The sequence below is a fragment of the Fictibacillus phosphorivorans genome, assembly GCF_007673525.1.
Lineage (GTDB): Bacteria > Bacillota > Bacilli > Bacillales > Fictibacillaceae > Fictibacillus > Fictibacillus phosphorivorans_C.
On record NZ_VDZU01000001.1, the window covers coordinates 2,072,355 to 2,089,694 of the forward strand.

At 38.9% G+C, this 17,340-nt stretch carries 14 protein-coding genes and 1 riboswitch; of the genes, 11 read left to right on the top strand and 3 right to left on the bottom strand.

The window, feature by feature from the left end; translation table 11 throughout:
* The first annotated feature begins 10 nt into the window (after nt 1-10).
* From sat to FS458_RS10425, 10 genes are all read left to right on the top strand, one after another.
* Nucleotides 11-1,207: a sulfate adenylyltransferase gene (gene sat / locus FS458_RS10380; RefSeq protein ID WP_144700302.1), complete on the top strand. Its 1,197-nt coding sequence runs from the start codon at nt 11-13 to the stop codon at nt 1,205-1,207.
* Nucleotides 1,173-1,772: an adenylyl-sulfate kinase gene (gene cysC, locus FS458_RS10385; protein WP_144700304.1), complete on the top strand. Its 600-nt coding sequence runs from the start codon at nt 1,173-1,175 to the stop codon at nt 1,770-1,772. The genes sat and cysC overlap by 35 nt, the downstream gene beginning before the upstream one ends.
* A gap of 23 nt (nt 1,773-1,795) precedes the next feature.
* A complete protein-coding gene (locus tag FS458_RS10390) occupies nt 1,796-3,424 on the top strand; it encodes a nitrite/sulfite reductase (RefSeq protein WP_144700306.1) in 1,629 nt (542 codons plus the stop codon).
* A 15-nt stretch (nt 3,425-3,439) separates the two neighbouring features.
* Nucleotides 3,440-3,661, top strand: coding sequence for a DUF3906 family protein (locus FS458_RS10395; protein WP_066394287.1), 222 nt, complete (start codon nt 3,440-3,442; stop codon nt 3,659-3,661).
* Between the two features lie 13 nt (nt 3,662-3,674).
* Nucleotides 3,675-4,460 carry a uroporphyrinogen-III C-methyltransferase gene (gene cobA, locus FS458_RS10400; protein WP_144700308.1) on the top strand — a complete coding sequence of 262 codons (786 nt, stop codon included), beginning with the start codon at nt 3,675-3,677 and terminating at the stop codon, nt 4,458-4,460.
* Complete coding sequence (locus FS458_RS10405; RefSeq protein WP_144700310.1) at nt 4,461-5,213, top strand: sirohydrochlorin chelatase; 753 nt, start codon at nt 4,461-4,463, stop codon at nt 5,211-5,213. It abuts the gene before it with no gap.
* Nucleotides 5,214-5,228: 15 nt separating this feature from the next.
* On the top strand, nt 5,229-5,867 hold the full coding sequence (locus tag FS458_RS10410) for an NAD(P)-binding protein (RefSeq protein ID WP_144700312.1): 639 nt from the start codon (nt 5,229-5,231) through the stop codon (nt 5,865-5,867).
* Between the two features lies 1 nt (nt 5,868).
* Nucleotides 5,869-5,983: riboswitch (SAM riboswitch) on the top strand.
* Between the two features lie 64 nt (nt 5,984-6,047).
* Entirely contained in the window at nt 6,048-7,898 is a 1,851-nt protein-coding gene (locus FS458_RS10415) for a bifunctional homocysteine S-methyltransferase/methylenetetrahydrofolate reductase (protein ID WP_144700314.1), read from the top strand.
* Nucleotides 7,891-11,343, top strand: a complete 3,453-nt coding sequence (gene metH / locus FS458_RS10420; protein WP_144700316.1) for a methionine synthase — start codon at nt 7,891-7,893, stop codon at nt 11,341-11,343. Before FS458_RS10415 ends, metH begins: the two co-directional genes overlap by 8 nt.
* A 365-nt stretch (nt 11,344-11,708) precedes the next feature.
* Nucleotides 11,709-12,515, top strand: a complete 807-nt coding sequence (locus tag FS458_RS10425) for a serine hydrolase (RefSeq protein WP_144700318.1) — start codon at nt 11,709-11,711, stop codon at nt 12,513-12,515.
* Nucleotides 12,516-12,558: 43 nt separating this feature from the next.
* Here the strand turns inward: FS458_RS10425 and FS458_RS10430 are convergent, their stop codons facing one another.
* Entirely contained in the window at nt 12,559-13,818 is a 1,260-nt protein-coding gene (locus tag FS458_RS10430) for a YeeE/YedE family protein (RefSeq protein ID WP_260858559.1), read from the bottom strand.
* A 162-nt stretch (nt 13,819-13,980) separates the two neighbouring features.
* Between FS458_RS10430 and FS458_RS10435 the strand changes: the two genes are divergently transcribed.
* The gene (locus tag FS458_RS10435) at nt 13,981-14,646 is read left to right on the top strand and encodes a hypothetical protein (RefSeq protein ID WP_144700320.1); all 666 of its coding nucleotides are present in this window, start codon (nt 13,981-13,983) and stop codon (nt 14,644-14,646) included.
* A 218-nt stretch (nt 14,647-14,864) separates the two neighbouring features.
* Here the strand turns inward: FS458_RS10435 and FS458_RS10440 are convergent, their stop codons facing one another.
* Both FS458_RS10440 and FS458_RS10445 read right to left on the bottom strand, forming a co-directional pair.
* On the bottom strand, nt 14,865-15,830 hold the full coding sequence (locus tag FS458_RS10440; protein ID WP_144700322.1) for an LAGLIDADG family homing endonuclease: 966 nt from the start codon (nt 15,828-15,830) through the stop codon (nt 14,865-14,867).
* A 120-nt stretch (nt 15,831-15,950) separates the two neighbouring features.
* The gene (locus FS458_RS10445; protein ID WP_144703491.1) at nt 15,951-17,336 is read right to left on the bottom strand and encodes an aldehyde dehydrogenase; all 1,386 of its coding nucleotides are present in this window, start codon (nt 17,334-17,336) and stop codon (nt 15,951-15,953) included.
* Nucleotides 17,337-17,340 lie beyond the last annotated feature (4 nt).

Sequence of the window (17,340 nt, forward strand, 5' to 3'; positions counted from 1 at the left end):
GAGAAACAATATGAGTACGATTCAACCGCATGGAGGGCAACTGATCAATCGATTCAAGCCTGATACACCATATCAGCACATTAAAAAAGAAATCATTCTTGATGCAACAGCACTTAGCGACCTTGAATTGATCGCGATTGGAGCATACAGTCCATTAACAGGTTTTTTGAACCAAAAAGATTATCAATCTGTTGTCCATGATATCAGGCTTAGTGATGGAACGGTTTGGAGCTTACCTATCACGTTACCGGTAGATTCTGATACAGCATCTACACTTAAAAGAGGTGAAGAAGTTCGTTTAACTTACGATGGTGTAACCTACGGAATCCTTAAGGTAGGTGATGTTTACACTCCTGTAAAGCAAATTGAAGCGGAGTGTGTTTATAAGACATCCGATCATAATCATCCAGGAGTTAAGAAGATGTTCGAACGACGTTCAGTTTATATAGGCGGCGAGATTACGTTAATTAGACGTATTAAGAAAAATGCGTTCAACGAGTATCATCTCGATCCTAGAGAAACAAGAAAACAGTTTAAGGAATTAGGTTGGAGTACCGTTGTAGGTTTTCAAACGAGAAATCCCGTTCACCGTGCTCATGAATATATTCAAAAAGCTGCACTTGAAATTGTAGACGGTCTCTTCTTAAATCCACTCGTTGGTGAAACAAAGTCTGATGATATACCAGCTGATGTTCGAATGGAAAGCTATCATGTTCTACTAAAAAACTATTATCCTAATAACCGTGTGTTTCTTGCTGTATTTCCTGCAGCGATGCGCTATGCAGGTCCTCGTGAAGCCATCTTCCATGCGATCGTCAGAAAAAATTACGGCTGCTCTCACTTTATCGTAGGTCGTGACCATGCTGGAGTAGGAAATTATTACGGGACGTATGAAGCACAAGAGATCTTTTCCCAGTTTACAGAAGAGGAGATCGGCATCCAAACTTTGTTTTTTGAACATAGCTTTTATTGCAACAAATGTGAAGGAATGGCTTCTTCGAAAACATGTCCACACCCTACGGAAGAACATGTCATCTTATCAGGAACAAAGGTAAGAGAACTTCTTCGAAATGGAGAACTTCCCCCTAGTACGTTCAGCCGAAGAGAAGTAGTAGAGGTATTAATAAATGGACTAAATCGAAATGATAAAAATTATAGAATAGGAGATTTAAATGAGCAATCAACACAATATAATTTGGCACGATAGTTCGATTACAAAAGAAGCTAGGCGCAAACAAAACAACCATTCAAGTTTTGTACTTTGGTTTACAGGACTTTCAGGATCAGGAAAATCAACGGTTGCAAATGCATTAGCGCAAGTGCTTTTTGATCAAGAAATAAGAAACTATGTGTTAGATGGAGATAACATTCGAAATGGATTAAACCGTGATCTTTCTTTCTCAGATAAAGATCGAAGTGAAAACATACGACGCATTTCTGAAGTGTCAAAGCTATTTGTAGATAATGGAACAGTCGTACTTACAGCTTTTATCTCACCGTTTATACAAGATCGGGATATCGCGAAGAAAATCATTTCAGAAGAAGAATTCATAGAAATTTTCGTTTCATGTCCGATTGACGAATGTGAAAAAAGAGATCCAAAAGGTTTATACAGCAAAGCGCGAAAAGGTGAGATTCCTGACTTTACTGGAATTGATTCACCTTATGAAGAACCGGTTTCACCTGCTCTTACCATACATACAAACGAACAAAACGTTTCCGAAAGTGTGGAGAGCATCTTAAATTATTTGAAAAAAAGGAAGCTGATTTAACTAAATAAAAGGAGACTGAGAGAATGGCATATGAAAAGACGTGGGCAGAAAATTCGAAGATCAATAAAACAGAACAAAAAAAGCTTGTAAAAGACGGATTGAAAATATTTGAAGATATCCCTCATTACGCAAAAAACGGCTTTTCTTCTATTCCAAAAGAAGAATGGGATAGTTTCAAGTGGGCGGGCCTTTATCTGCAGCGACCAAAAGAAGACGGCTATTTTATGATGAGGGTTAATGTTCCATCAGGGATTTTAAGTTATGAACAAGTAAAAGCATTAGCACATATTTGTAAAGATTATGGAAGAAATGTATTCGATATCACGACACGCCAGGCTATTCAATTTCACTGGCTGACAATTGACCAGATTCCCGACATCTTTAATCGTTTAGAATCAGTCGGGTTATCGAGCGCTGGTGCATGCGGAGACATTACACGAAACATCATGGGCAATCCGATAGCAGGTATCGATCCACACGAACTCTTTGATACGACTGAGATCGTAAAAGAAGTATATGAGTTTTTTCAGCATAATGAAGATTTCTCTAACTTGCCGAGAAAATACAAAATGTCAATTAGTTCTAATGTGAACAATAGTGCACATGCTGAAATCAACTGTGTGGCCTTTACTCCCGCATATAAAGTAATTGATGAAAAGGAAGTTCCAGGGTTTCATATCAAGATTGGCGGAGGTCTTTCTTCTCGTCCTTTCTTAGCACAGCCACTCGATGTGTTCATTGAACCTGAACAGGTTAAAGACGTTTCTATCGCGATTACTACCATTTTCCGTGACTACGGTTATCGGGAAAAACGTCACCTTGCTCGTCTTAAATTCTTAATGGCAGATTGGGGACCTGATAAATTTAAAGAGAAACTCTTAGAATATACCGGACCGCTTCACTCTAAAGGAAAAGATGCTCTTAAAACATGGAACGGCGGTTACTTCTATGGTGTTCATCCTCAAAAGCAAGAAGGATTAAGCTATATCGGTTTTAACGTACCTGTTGGTAGACTTCATGCTGACGAAGTTTTAGAACTCGCTAATATTGCGAAGAAATACGGAAACGGTGAAATCCGAACGGTAAATTCTCAAAACTTAATTATTCCTAATGTGAAACACGAAAACGTTGAGTTGCTATTAAAAGAAAGCATCTTCAAACGTATCACTACTCAGCCTCTATCTTTCATAGGTCATTCTGTTTCTTGTACCGGTATCGAGTATTGCAACTTGGCACTCGTTGAAACGAAAGAACGGATGCGTAGAATTGCAGAGAACCTCGATCAGAAAATAACTCTAGATGTTCCCGTTCGCATTCATATGGTTGGCTGTCCTAACTCATGCGGACAGCGTCAGATCGCAGATATTGGTCTTCAAGGTGTATTGTTAAAAACGAAAGAGAAGAAGATGGTTCAAGCCTTTGAGATATATGTAGGTGGCACACTTGATGACGGCGGAAAATTTAATGAAAAGCTGAAAGGAAAGTTTCATGCGGATTCGCTAGACGAAGTACTATTACGATTTCTTACCATATTTAAAGAAACGAAACTTCCATCAGAGAGCTTTTTTGACTATATAGACCGTGTCGGGTTGGAACATCTTCAAATAGAGCTGGACCGAATTGCAGAAGAATTAGAAGAAAAAGTCTCATAAAATGGAGGTCTCGCTATGTATTTATACCGGTTCGAAGTGATTTTGAAATCAGAGGTTATTCCTGTTGTAATAGCAGCTTCAACAGATGAACAGGCTTTTCAATTAGTTGACATCGAGCTCGAGAAGTATTTTTTGAAACAGCCTGAAGTTGATGAGATCTCTCTTTATGAAAAGAAACGAATTCGAACGGGGAACGGCTTTGTGCTGTATGAACGTGAAACGATATTAAATCCTTAAAGGAGTGATGATGATGGGAAAAGTGTATCTTGTCGGAGCTGGTCCGGGTGATCCAGGGCTGATAACTGTAAAAGGTCTGCGTTGTATACAAGAAGCGGATGTCATTTTATATGATCGATTAGTGAACAAAGAACTGCTCTCTTATGCAAAACCTGACTGTGACTTAATCTATTGCGGTAAACTGCCAAACTATCATTTCATGAAGCAAGAAACGATCAACAGTTTCTTAGTTAAACACGCTCAAAAAGGAAAAGTTGTAACTCGCCTTAAAGGCGGTGATCCCTTCGTGTTTGGAAGAGGAGGAGAAGAAGCAGAAACACTTGCAAGAAGTCGCATTCCTTTTGAGGTAATTCCTGGGATAACATCAGGGATTGCAGCACCAGCTTATGCGGGCATTCCTGTTACACACCGAAACATCGCATCAAGTTATGCGGTCGTCACAGGTCATCGCAAAAAAGGCAAAGAAGATGAACTGAAATGGGAAAGTCTAGCGAACGGTATTGATACGTTAGCGATCTATATGGGAGTGGGCAACCTAGGTTATATTTGCAAACAGTTAACGAAGAATGGAAAAAGCAAAGACACACCAGTTGCTCTCGTTCAATGGGGTTCCTTAGAGAATCAACGAACCGTTACAGGTACACTTGATACGATTGAGGAAATCGTACTTACTGAACATATTGAGAATCCGAGTATGATCATTGTTGGTGAAGTCGTTCGTCTTCGCAGTGAACTGAAATGGTTCGAACAGCTGAACGATGAACAGAGTAAGCTTGCTGACGTAAGAGAGGCTTTGTAAATGAAGGCATTGCTCTTTATCTGTCACGGTACAAGACTTGCAAAAGGACGAATAGAAGCAGAAGAATTTGTGAGACTTTGTATGTCACAAGTGGATGTGCCCATTAAAGAGATTTGTTTTCTAGAGCTTGCTGAACCCTCTATCGCTCAAGGATTTGAAAGGTGTATACAAAAAGGAGCAACGAACATCTCTGTGATTCCTGTGTTCTTATTAAGTGCAAACCATATAAAAATAGACATACCAAAAGAACTTCAGCACTTGCAAAATAAATTTCCAGGAGTTGATGTAAATTACGGGCGTGCCTTCGGTGTACACGATGCCATTACGCATTTGTTGTGGGAAAAGATCACCAAAAATGCAGTTAATTTAAGAAGAAATACACAAATCCTGCTTGTAGGCAGAGGAAGCACCGATCAGGATGTAAAACGGGACCTAGAAGCAATAGCATCTAACGTTCAAAATCATTACGGAATCCCTAGTATTCAAGCTTGTTTTCTAACTGGTTCAAAACCTAACTTCGAGGAAGCACTCTGGTGCAGCAGCGAATCATATGAGCAAGTTATCGTTGTGCCTTATCTTCTATTTTCAGGACTCTTAATAAACGGAATGAAACATACGATAACTCGCTATCAGCAACAAACCACACAAAACGTAACTCTTTGTGACACTCTTGGCTACCATCCTATTCTTAAAGACGTGCTTCTCACGCGTATCCATGAAACAATTGAAACAAATAAGTATGCATTTTCTTAAAAAGAGAGGAATGCTATGTATCCTATTCACATAAATTTGACTGGCAGAAAGGTTGTAGTAGCAGGCGGTGGTTTGGTAGCCTTTAGAAAAATAAAAGGTTTAATAAATGAAGAAGCAAAAATAACTGTAATCAGTCCAGTCGTTGTTAACGAGATTCAGGAATGGCATGCTGAACAAAAGCTGATTTGGATTGAAAGAAAAGTTGTACGGGAAGATTTGGTCGAAGCATTTCTAATCGTTGCTGCGACCAATTGTACAGAGAGTAACTCTTGGATTGCAGAACAAGCAAGTCCAAAACAGCTTGTGAATGTCGCTGATCAACCGCACCTTGGCAATTTTATTGTTCCTAGTGTTGTAAAAAGAGGTAAGCTCATACTCTCTGTTTCCACCTCTGGAGCTAGTCCGAGTCTATCTAAATCTATAAAAAAAGAGCTTCAGCAAAAATACAGTGAAGACTATGAAAGTTATTTAGATTTTTTATTCGAATGCAGATCCATCATTAAGAAGGAATTTCCGCAAAATTGTCGAAAGGCCTTAATAACAAAGCTAACAGATCAGTCCTTTTTATATGACGAAGAAAAACAGCGCTCGTATAAACAGGAATTATTAAAAAGAATAGAGCACAATTTAGTAAATGAACCAATAAATGAATAAATCCTTATCAAGAGAGGTAGAGGGAGCGGCCCTATGAAACCTCAGCAACCAGCAGCTACAAGCTGAAAAGGTGCTAATTCCTGCGAGTTCACTTGTTGAACTTGTAAAGATAAGAAGACCCCGACGCTTAGAAAAGTCTTCTTTTATAGAAGGCTTTTTATTTTTATAGAGGAGGCTATCATGAGTTTAATCACAGACTTACAACAAAACAAGATACTGATCGGTGATGGTGCGATGGGAACGCTTCTGTATTCGTATGGATCTGATTTTTGTTATGAAGAGTTAAATCTTTCTCAAGAAGAGCAGATCTATAACATCCATCGCGCTTATTTAGATGCAGGTGCTGATATCATTCAAACCAATACGTATGCAGCGAACTATTCGAAGCTCGAACGCTACGGACTTCAAGATCACGTGAAAGAGATCAACAAAGCGGCTGTTCAAATTGCCAGAAAAGCCGCTCATAACAAATATGTTGTAGGTACGATCGGTGGAATACGCGGTATTAAACCGAATAGCATTTCACTGGATGAGATCAAGCGCAGTTTTCGTGAGCAGCTGTATTGTTTGTTGATGGAGAATGTTGATGGCATCCAATTAGAAACCTATTATGACCTAGAAGAACTAGAAACCGTTTTAGAGATTGCTAGAAAAGAAACATCACTTCCGATTATTGCTCAAGTGTCATTGCAAGAAGTCGGCTTTATGCAAGACCGAACCCCCATTTCAGAAGCTTTGACCTCTTTAGAGAACATTGGTGCTGATATTGTGGGATTAAACTGTCGTCTTGGGCCGTATCACATGCTGATGACGCTTGAGGAAGTTCCATTACCAAATCGGGCTTATCTTTCAGCGTTCCCCAATGCATCGCTTCCTTCCTATACAGATGGGCGTTTTAAGTACGAAGGGGACGCTGATTATTTTAAAGAATGTGCCCATTTGTTCAGGCAGCAAGGAGTTCGCCTACTAGGCGGATGTTGTGGTACGACGCCTGCTCATATACACGCCTTCTCTACTGAACTTAAAAACTTAGAGCCTGTAACAGAAAAAGAAGTAAAACAAAGAAAGCGAAAGATCTTCATTCAGTCAGCATCAAAGCCTAAATACATACCATTAAGTGAAGAAGTAACGAAGAAGCAATCGATTATTGTTGAATTAGATCCACCACGTAAATTAGATACGTCACGTTTTATGGAAGGAGCAAAAGCGTTAAAAGAAGCGGGGATCGACGCACTTACACTCGCAGATAATTCGCTTGCTTCGCCACGTGTATGTAACTCTGCATTAGGGTCAATCGTGCAGTCCCAACTTAACCTTCGTCCGCTCGTTCATATTACGTGCCGCGACAGAAATTTAATCGGCCTTCAATCTCACCTGATGGGGCTTCACACGCATGGCATCCATGAAATACTTGCAGTTACAGGAGATCCCGCAAGCGTTGGAGATTTCCCAGGTGCATCGTCTGTATATGATGTCACGTCATTTGAACTGATCAAGCTCATCAAGCAGTTTAATGAAGGATTATCACTATCAGGGAAAGAGCTTGGAGAAAAAACATCCTTTACGGTCGGGGCGGCTTTTAACCCTAACATCCGATCCATTGATAAAGCCGTTGAGCGGTTAGAGAAAAAAATCGCATACGGCGCAGATTACTTTATCAGTCAGCCTGTATTTTCAGAGCAAAGACTAATTGAAACGTATGAGGCTACAAAGCACATTGATAAACCGATCTATATTGGAATCATGCCGTTAACCTCTTCCCGAAACGCAGAGTTTCTTCATCATGAAGTTCCAGGCATCAAACTGTCTGATTCTGTGCGTGATCGCATGGGCAAGTATAAAGATGATCCAACACAGGCATGTAAAGAAGGTTTATTGATCTCCAAGTCGTTATTAGACACAGCCATGGAACTCTTTAACGGGATCTACCTGATCACGCCATTTATGCGTTACGAACTAACTGTTGAATTAGCACAATATGCACGAGCTAACTCTCCATCACTTTTAGCCAGGAGGTCACAGAATGCCTAAGTCATCAATAAAAAAACAGTTGGAATCAAAGATATTAATCATGGATGGTGCGATGGGAACGATGCTTCAAGAAGCGGAACTCACACCAGAAGATTTTGGTGGCGAGGATTTTGACGGTTGTAATGAGTATTTAAACATAACGGCACCCCATGTGATCGAATCCATTCATTATAAATATCTTGAGGCAGGTGCTGATATCATTGAAACGAATACATTCGGAGGTACGAATCTCGTACTGGATGAATACGAACTCGGTGATAGAGCTTATGAGATCAATAAGCTTGGAGCAGAAATTGCAAGGAAAGCCGCTGATGCTGTTTCAACAGAACAGTGGCCGCGTTTTGTTGCCGGCTCACTCGGGCCGACTACAAAAACCCTCAGTGTTACGGGCGGAACTACGTTTGATCTGTTAAGAGATGCTTATGCTGAACAAGCACGAGGATTGATTGACGGAGGTGCGGATCTTCTCCTCTTAGAGACAAGCCAAGATATGCTCAATGTAAAAGCTGGCTTTTTAGGGATTGAGCAAGCTGTTGAACAAACGGGAAAAAGAATACCACTTATGGTTTCTGGAACGATTGAACCGATGGGAACCACACTTGCGGGTCAGTCGATTGAGGCTTTTTATATTTCGTTGAAGCATATGAACCCGATCGCAGTAGGATTAAACTGTGCGACAGGACCTGAATTTATGCAAGATCACATACGTTCCCTGTCGAATCTGTCTACTACAGCAGTGAGCTGTTATCCGAACGCAGGACTGCCAGATGAAGAAGGAAATTATCATGAAACGCCAGAATCATTAGCCGCTAAGCTATCCGGATTTGCTCAAAAAGGGTGGTTGAATATCGTTGGTGGCTGTTGTGGTACGACACCTGCACATATCGAAGCACTTTCAAAAGTTATGAAGAACTATCCACCACGTCACCTGCAAGTATACGAAACTCATATGGTCTCTGGAATCGAACCCTTTATCTATGATGATCCAACGTTAAGACCGATCATGGTAGGAGAAAGAACAAATGTAATCGGATCACGAAAATTCAAACGGTTAATTGCTGAGGGGAAATTTGAAGAAGCGGCTGAGATTGCAAGGGCTCAAGTAAAAGGTGGTGCACATGTACTCGACGTTTGTTTAGCTGATCCTGACCGGGATGAATTAAGCGATATGGAAGCGTTCATGAAAGAAGCGGTTAAGAAAGTGAAAATTCCATTTGTCATCGATTCTACAGATGAGAATGTTATTGAGCTAGCGTTAAAGTACTCACAAGGTAAAGCCATCATCAATTCCATTAACTTAGAAGATGGCGAAGAACGGTTTGAAAAGGTGATCCCGCTTCTTCATAAATACGGAGCAGCTGTAGTGGTTGGAACGATCGATGAGATTGGAATGGGCGTTTCGGCTGAGCGAAAATTGGAAATCGCAAGAAGATCGTATGACCTATTAGTAGAAAAATATAAAGTCTCTCCGTCAGACATCATTTTCGATCCGCTCGTTTTTCCAGTGGGAACAGGTGATGAACAGTACATTGGCTCAGCGAATGCAACGGTTGAAGGCATTCGCCTGATAAAAGAACACTTTCCACAATGCTTAACCATTTTAGGAGTCAGTAACGTATCATTCGGATTGCCACCGGTCGGACGCGAAGTATTAAATGCAGTGTATCTCTACCATTGCACAGGAGCGGGACTTGATTACGCGATCGTAAATACTGAAAAGCTAGAACGTTTCGCTTCTATTGCACCGGAAGAAATTGAGATGGCAGAAAATCTATTATTTCGAACAACAGAGGAAGCATTATCTACTTTTACAGATTTTTATAGAGGCAAGAAGAAAGAAACAAGGTCAAAGCTGCCTGATATGAGTTTAGAAGAGCGGCTTCACTATTATATCTTAGAGGGTACGAAAGAAGGACTAATTCCTGACTTAGAGATTGCATTACAAAAGTATGCTACTCCATTAAGTATCATTAATGGCCCTTTAATGGATGGCATGAAAGAAGTGGGCAGACTTTTCAATGAGAACCAGCTAATCGTTGCAGAAGTCCTGCAAAGTGCGGAAGTTATGAAAGCATCTGTTGCTTATCTAGAACCTTACATGGAAACGAATGATGAATCTGCTTCAAAAGGAAAGGTGTTACTTGCTACAGTTAAGGGTGATGTTCATGACATCGGTAAAAACCTGGTAGATATCATTCTAAGCAATAATGGATTTAAAGTAGTAGACCTAGGGATTAAGGTAACGTCTCAAACGTTAATTGAAGCGATCAAAAAAGAACAACCAAATATTATCGGACTTTCTGGATTGCTGGTAAAATCTGCTCAACAGATGGTGTTAACGGCAAACGATATGAAAGAAGCGAACATTTCAACACCCATTTTGGTAGGTGGTGCTGCATTATCAAGAAAGTTTACAGACACGAAGATATCGAAGGAATACGAAGGAATGGTTCTTTATGCAAAAGATGCGATGGAAGGTCTCTCAATTGCAAATCAGATTCAAACCCCAAAAGAGTTTGATCGACTATCGGTAGAATTTGAACAGAGAAAAAAGACAATAGCACTGCACTCAGAAGTAAATGAAGGTTCCGGAGGGATTACAACTGCCGTTAGAGTCCGTTCAAAGGTTTCACAAACTGCTCCTATTTTTGTTCCTAACGATACAGAAAGACATATTTTGAAAAACTACTCACTCCCACATATTCAGCCTTATATCAATCTACAGATGTTGCTCGGACATCATCTTGGCATAAAAGGCAAAATCACTAGATTGCTTCAAGAAAAGGACGAGCGAACACTTGAAATTAAATCATTGATCGATCATCTGTTAAAAGAGGCGAAAGAAAAGAATTTGATCAAACCTTCCGCTCTATATCAATTCTTTCCTGCACAAAGTGATGGAGAACGAATTCTGATCTATGATCCGATTGATCAAAGGACGGTAATTGAAACGTTTGAATTTCCAAGACAAAACAAAGAGCCATATCTTTGTATTGCAGATTATTTACGCTCAAAAGAAAGCGGGGAGATGGACTATGTTGGATTCTTTTCTGTTACAGCAGGGACAGGTATTCGTGAACTAGCTGCAGAATATAAGAGAGAAGGACGATTTCTTGAAAGTCATGCACTTCAAGCTTTAGCTTTAGAAACGGCAGAAGGTTTCGCTGAACTTCTTCACCAGCAGATGCGAGATCGATGGGGCTTCCCAGACTCGGTAGATTTTACAATGAGAGAACGATTTTCCGCTCGTTATCAGGGTCAAAGGTTTTCATTCGGCTATCCCGCTTGTCCAGAATTAGAAGATCAGCAAAAGTTATTTAAGCTGATACAGCCAGAAGATATTGGTATTCAACTGACCGATGGGTGCATGATGGAGCCAGAAGCCTCCGTATCTGCAATAGTTTTTGCTCATCCAGAAGCACGATATTTTAATGTGTTAAGTTAAAAAAAAGCACCTGATTAAAGTTTCAGGTGCTTTACATTGTTAATGAGTTTTTTTTAGTAATTAAGTTTTTTTAAAGTCTACTTTGTGAGCAGATGAAGGAAAAGTAAACCACTCGGCTTCTGCATCTGCTTGAAAATCCTCTTTAAGCGATTAAGCGAGCTGTAAACCAGAGGTACCGCTTCCGACAATACAAATCTGCTTCTTCAGGTCATCGCTCCTTTAATTTATTGTTTATAGGCAACTCATTGAACTCGTAACGCTCTCAGTCTATTTTTGTTTCCGTGTTCTGTAAATGCGATTTTTTGATTAATTTTAAATAAGAATAATAAGTAGATTTAGATATCTTAAGAAAGCGGGGAAGCGGTATGTTAAAACAAATTGAACATTCATTATCTGAATTGTTTTCATCTGGGAAAGCGATGTATGGCTGTTCATTGTATGATTTTCGTACGAAAGAGAGCTTTACTCACTATGAAAATGAAACCTTCTATGCTGCTAGTATTATAAAGGTTCCTATAATGGCGGCTGTCTTTGCACATGCATTTGAAGGGAAATGTCGTTTGCAAGATAAAGTTCAAATTCAAGAAGAAGACTTTGTACCTGGGGATGGTATTTTGAAGTATTTGTCTGCAGGTATGGAATGGACGATTTATGATCTCCTTGTGCTAATGATTATTGAAAGTGATAATACTGCAACAAATATCTTGATTGATCTTATAGGTCTAGAGAACATTTCAGCACACATGTCAGGATGGGGATTAAAAAAGAGCCAACTAAAACACAAACTGCAAATTTCACCCGACAGAAAGCCTAGTGAATTGAACGTTATAACACCGAATGAAATAAATCAGTTTTTAACCCAATTAGCATTAGGTAGAGTTGTATCAATTAAGGCATGTGATATGATGATCAAGATTCTAAAACAACAGAAGATGAACGATTTACTTCCAAGTTTACTTCCAGATGTAGAAGGTCCTATTGGAATGATTCCGAATTGGGAAGCAGCTCACAAGACGGGCGATGTTTCAGGGGTGGAACATAATGTAGGGTTATTCTATTTTCCAGGTCATACATATGCAATTTCTGTATTGAGTAAAAACGTTCCACACCGAACTGAACCTAGGCGGATTATGGGTGAAATCGGACAATTATTATTTAATGTTTCAAGATAGTAAAAAAGCTAATGGATGCTTCTCATCCATTAGCTTTTTTATGTTAACAAATTGAATCTGTAGATTTAGGATTCTTCAATCCGAACATTGGTCGAACGAACAGAGCTAAATACGTACCTAACATAGCCATAACTGCCCATACCCAGCCGTGTAGGCTAAATGAAGCTATTCCGCTAAAGTAAGCACCAATGTTGCAGCCGAATGCTAAGCGAGCACCGTATCCCATCAATAATCCACCAATTATGGATGCGCCAGCAATACCGGGTTTGATCTTTCCAGGTTTAAACGTTCCTTGGAAAGAAGCTGAAAGAAATGCGCCTAGAATAATACCAAAGTTCATTACGCTGGTTGCATCTGTAAGAACACTTTTCGTAAGAGCTTCGCCATTCTTTCCGTCAAAATAACCCCAAGTGGATACGTCAACACCTGTTGCCATCATAGCTTTACCGCCCCATAATGCAAACGCTGATGTAATACCCCATGGACTTCCTTTAACAGCTAACGTTAATGCATTTAATAAAGCGAGAACAATAGCTGCCGTGAATAATGGCCAAGAACCACGAAGTACTTTTTTCCATCCCACTGTAGTAGGAAGTGGCTTCATCATAGGCGGCTTTTTCTTTTTAGCTATTTGAACGGTTATCCAGTAGATTAGTGCAAATAATCCTAATTGAATAACTAAAGCGCCAAAAAAGCCAAGACCTGGAACCTGGTTTAAAGAAAGTGGCGGAAGAGAAGGCAATCCCATCCAAAATGCGAAGTGGTAAGCTCCAAGAACAGATCCTGCAATAAATGAGATAAGGGTTAAAATCATTGATGAAGATCCGCCACCTAAAGAGTAAAGTGTTCCTGACGCACACCCGTTTCCGAACTGCATCCCAATACCAAAAAGAAAGGCACCAACTAAGATACTAATGCCAACTGGTGATACATTTCCTGTGGGTTCAACACCAGTAAAACTAAACCCAGTACTAAAAATAATGGCAAATAATACGGATGCAACTGCAAGCATCAGCATATGTGCTTGAAGTCCTTGAACATTACCTACTGAAACCAATCTGCGAAAAGCTGAAGTAAAGCCAAAGCGTGCATAAAGTAAAGCTCCACCAAGTGCTAATCCGATGATAAAAAGGCTGCCTTGTGTCCAGTTAGCAACTTTAACTATTAAAAAAAACAAGATTACTGCTGCAAGTCCTCCCAAAAATACGTAAGTTCTTTGCATAGGCTGTAATTTTGCAACTACAGTAGTGGGCTGAAACGCAGGTTGTTTATTTGAAGAAAGATATAATTCTGTTTGTTCCATAACTATAAACCCTCCAAATCCTATGAGTTATGTCGGAATTATAGCATTATACTATGAATCCATAATTATGAAAAGTTATTTTAACTTATTCCACTATTGTCCATGTCGGAAAAGTAAAGTCTTTCATTTAATAATAAGAATAGATAGGGAAGGGGAATGAAAATGGCTAAAAGAAGAAATACATTTCATAATGATTGTTTTTCATGTGATGATTTGAATAGAGCAGGTCTGGGATCTGGAATAGCAGCTAAAGAATCATCTTTCCAAGCGCTAACTACAACAACTACAACTTTCCCAGTTTTAATAACACTAGACGATGCTGTAACAACTACAGGCATAGAATTTTTGAGAAATGGAGTTGCTTCAGGACTCCAAACAACTACTGGTGGAATCTACGATATTGCGTATATTGTTAGTTCAACTGTTACTACAACCACTGGGGTTGCAAATACATTGTTATTCGAGCTTGTTACGAGTACAGGGAGGGTAATTGCTGATTCAACAGCAACTCAATTCTTTCCAGCAGCTTCAGTAGCAGGATTTTCAGCAAATACAAATTTAGAGTTAGCTCTAAATGTAAGATTGATGCCAGGTGAATCCGTTTCAATAGTCTTGCGATCAATTACTCCGTTAATTTCAGCAGGGACGATTACAATTAATACAGCATCATTGTTTATTTCACCAACACCAACTATTGAAGAATTTAGAGAAGAGTCTTCAACGAATTGTTGTATAGAGTCAAGTATTCATCATTGTAAAAAAATAGTTTATTTGGTGGTCAAAAAAATTCTCGAAAAAGATAAAAATATTCGCTGCGTCTTAATGTAAATTTTAAGATGTGGCAATTACATAAATGTACCCATTTTTTTTCATTTTGTCTCACTATCTTAAGTAATCTTTGGTTTTGAGACTTGTTTCATTATGGCTTACATAGCTGCCGAGAATAGATATTATGTCTACAAGAAAGAAAAAATATAATTAGCTACTGACACTTACCTTACTTCTCTCTTCCTTCCTCTAATTTTATTCCATATTAAAAAGCCCGCTTATTCAACGGGCTTAATTTTTTGCATTTCAGTTTTAAAGATATCATCATTTTTTATCCAGCTTTGATATGTTGCTATTTGAATACCAATAACATTACAACTCGTGATCAGACACTGTTTGGATTTATATGTGTTAATAAAATTTCTCTTTCTCTTAGCTACAGCTTCTTTTGTTCTTTTGTGAAAGTTGTTTGTTAAATTAGTTGCTTCAATATGTTTATCCTTGAATAATTTAAATTTCCTCTCTAAATATAAGTTTTTATCGCAATAGATATAATTATAGAACTCTTTTAATGTTTTTCTGCCACTAATATAGAGTCTATAATATTGATGAGTTTGTTTTATTCTAGGCTGCAACCCTAGGTTTTCTAATATACTGCTTAATCCAATCATAAATGCAAGTGATCCTCCAACAAAACTTACCATATTACCTCTAGCGTATATATTACCATCACCATCAAAATAACCTCTTACAAAATGGTGTAAAAACTCATTAGGTACATAAGGAAACTCAAGTATATTTGATTTTTTTGGTAACATACCATGTACACTCATTAAGTCATCTTTAATTATTTTACTTGAGATTTTTAACAGGTGTACACCTGTTCGGGGGTTAATTGTTATTGGATGTGTAGATTGAAGATCTTCCCTAATATCTTCGAGAATCTTGGGGTCTTTTTGTGAAAAGCTAATCATCTGCGCTTTTTGAGGCATGTTTCCATCTGCAGCGAAAAAGCCTAGTACATATGCCATAGATGCTGACCATGTTTTGAAGTAATTTTCATTCACTGTATAACGTCTTAACCAGCTGCTGTGTGGTTGTCTTTCAACGTTATGTTGCTGCAGAACAGAATTGATATATCTTGCTGTCACATTTGCCTGTAATGCGATCTCATTGGAGGTCATTCCCATTTGAAAACATTCAATAATGGTAGGAATACTCATGGTGCACTTCTTTTTTCGCATACCAATCAACTCCTTTGTTCACTTAATTTAATTATACCGAACATTTGTTCTCTAGTCGAGTTTTTGGCACTTTTCACAATAAAAAGACGCTATCTTGAATGACAGCGTCCTTAAAAATTTCTATTTCATTAACTTTTTTATGATTTTCAAACCATGTTTGGCGTTCGGATATCGAAAACTAAAGTCGAATTTGTTCGTCTGGTTGAGCACACTTTTGTTATGAGAAAAAGCAACAAAACTGGACTCACCGTGATAACTACCTATCCCGCTCTCTCCTACTCCACCAAACGGCAGATAAGGTGTTGCGATATGCATTAAAGTATCGTTGATTGATCCACCACCAAAAGAGATGTTATTCACTACTTTTTCTTCGATCTCTTTGTTAGTCGTAAACAGGTATAGTGCAAGTGGTTTTGGACGTTCTACAACAAATTCGATCACTTCATCGATGTTTTCATATTCCAAGACTGGAAAGATCGGTCCAAAGATCTCATCACTCATAACTGGTGAAGAAGTATCGAATGGTGCTATTAGAGTTGGTTCGATCTTTTCACTTGTTTCATCGTATCGACCGCCGAAAAGTATTTCTCCTTCTGATAAGTAACTTTTTAAACGATTAAAATGACGATCATTTACGATCTTACCGAATTCTTCATTCTGAAGTGGGTTTTCGCCGTAAAATTCTTTGATGACTTCTTTAAATGTATCAATGAATGGTTGACGTATATTTTTGTGTAGATAGATATAATCTGGAGCTATACACGTTTGACCAGCGTTCGTGAACTTACCAAAAGCTATACGCTTCGAAGCAAGCTTAAGGTCTGCTGTTTCATCTACAATACAAGGGCTCTTACCGCCTAGTTCTAATGTGATAGGAATAAGTCTCTTACTAGCGGCTTCCATCACGATTTTACCTACAGGAACGCTGCCTGTGAAGAATATATAATCTAATGGTTGATCAAGCAATATTTGATTGGTTTCAACTCCGCCTTCTACGACTGCGATAAAGTCAGGATGATAGTATTCTTTGATCAGTTCATCCAATAGTTTTGAAGTTTGTGGCGTAAGTTCGGATGGTTTTAAAATGGCCGTATTACCAGCTGCGATTGCACCGATTAACGGAGCAAGTTGAAGTTGGAACGGATAGTTCCATGGTGCGATTATTAATGTGACTCCATAAGGTTCAGCAATGGTATAACCCTTTGAGCCAATATGGGTTTTTGCTGTTTTTACTTTTTTAGGCTCCATCCATTTTTTCAGATGTTTTTGAGTATGACGAATCTCTTCTAATAAAAAGCCGATCTCCGTTGTGTAGGCTTCTGCTTCTGATTTATTTAAATCTGTCTTTAATGCATGAAGAATCTTCGCTTCGTTGTTTCGAACAAGCTTTGAAAGGTTGTTTAAAGCTTTCATACGAAAGTCATATGATCGAGTTACGCCGCTTCGAAAGTAAGTTCTTTGAGCATGTACAAGTTTATCAATTGATTCCTTAGTGCTTTCTTTCATCGTG

Bases quoted from the DNA above. Each gene is read 5' to 3' on its own strand.
- cobA (WP_144700308.1), top strand. From the start codon at position 3,675: ATGGGAAAAGTGTATCTTGTCGGAGCTGGTCCGGGTGATCCAGGGCTG.
- FS458_RS10435 (WP_144700320.1), top strand. From the start codon at position 13,981: ATGGCTAAAAGAAGAAATACATTTCATAATGATTGTTTTTCATGTGAT.
- FS458_RS10445 (WP_144703491.1), bottom strand. From the start codon at position 17,336: ATGAAAGAAAGCACTAAGGAATCAATTGATAAACTTGTACATGCTCAA.
- FS458_RS10405 (WP_144700310.1), top strand. From the start codon at position 4,461: ATGAAGGCATTGCTCTTTATCTGTCACGGTACAAGACTTGCAAAAGGA.
- FS458_RS10440 (WP_144700322.1), bottom strand. From the start codon at position 15,830: ATGCGAAAAAAGAAGTGCACCATGAGTATTCCTACCATTATTGAATGT.
- FS458_RS10410 (WP_144700312.1), top strand. From the start codon at position 5,229: ATGTATCCTATTCACATAAATTTGACTGGCAGAAAGGTTGTAGTAGCA.
- FS458_RS10415 (WP_144700314.1), top strand. From the start codon at position 6,048: ATGAGTTTAATCACAGACTTACAACAAAACAAGATACTGATCGGTGAT.
- sat (WP_144700302.1), top strand. From the start codon at position 11: ATGAGTACGATTCAACCGCATGGAGGGCAACTGATCAATCGATTCAAG.
- metH (WP_144700316.1), top strand. From the start codon at position 7,891: ATGCCTAAGTCATCAATAAAAAAACAGTTGGAATCAAAGATATTAATC.
- cysC (WP_144700304.1), top strand. From the start codon at position 1,173: ATGAGCAATCAACACAATATAATTTGGCACGATAGTTCGATTACAAAA.
- FS458_RS10395 (WP_066394287.1), top strand. From the start codon at position 3,440: ATGTATTTATACCGGTTCGAAGTGATTTTGAAATCAGAGGTTATTCCT.
- FS458_RS10430 (WP_260858559.1), bottom strand. From the start codon at position 13,818: ATGGAACAAACAGAATTATATCTTTCTTCAAATAAACAACCTGCGTTT.
- FS458_RS10390 (WP_144700306.1), top strand. From the start codon at position 1,796: ATGGCATATGAAAAGACGTGGGCAGAAAATTCGAAGATCAATAAAACA.
- FS458_RS10425 (WP_144700318.1), top strand. From the start codon at position 11,709: ATGTTAAAACAAATTGAACATTCATTATCTGAATTGTTTTCATCTGGG.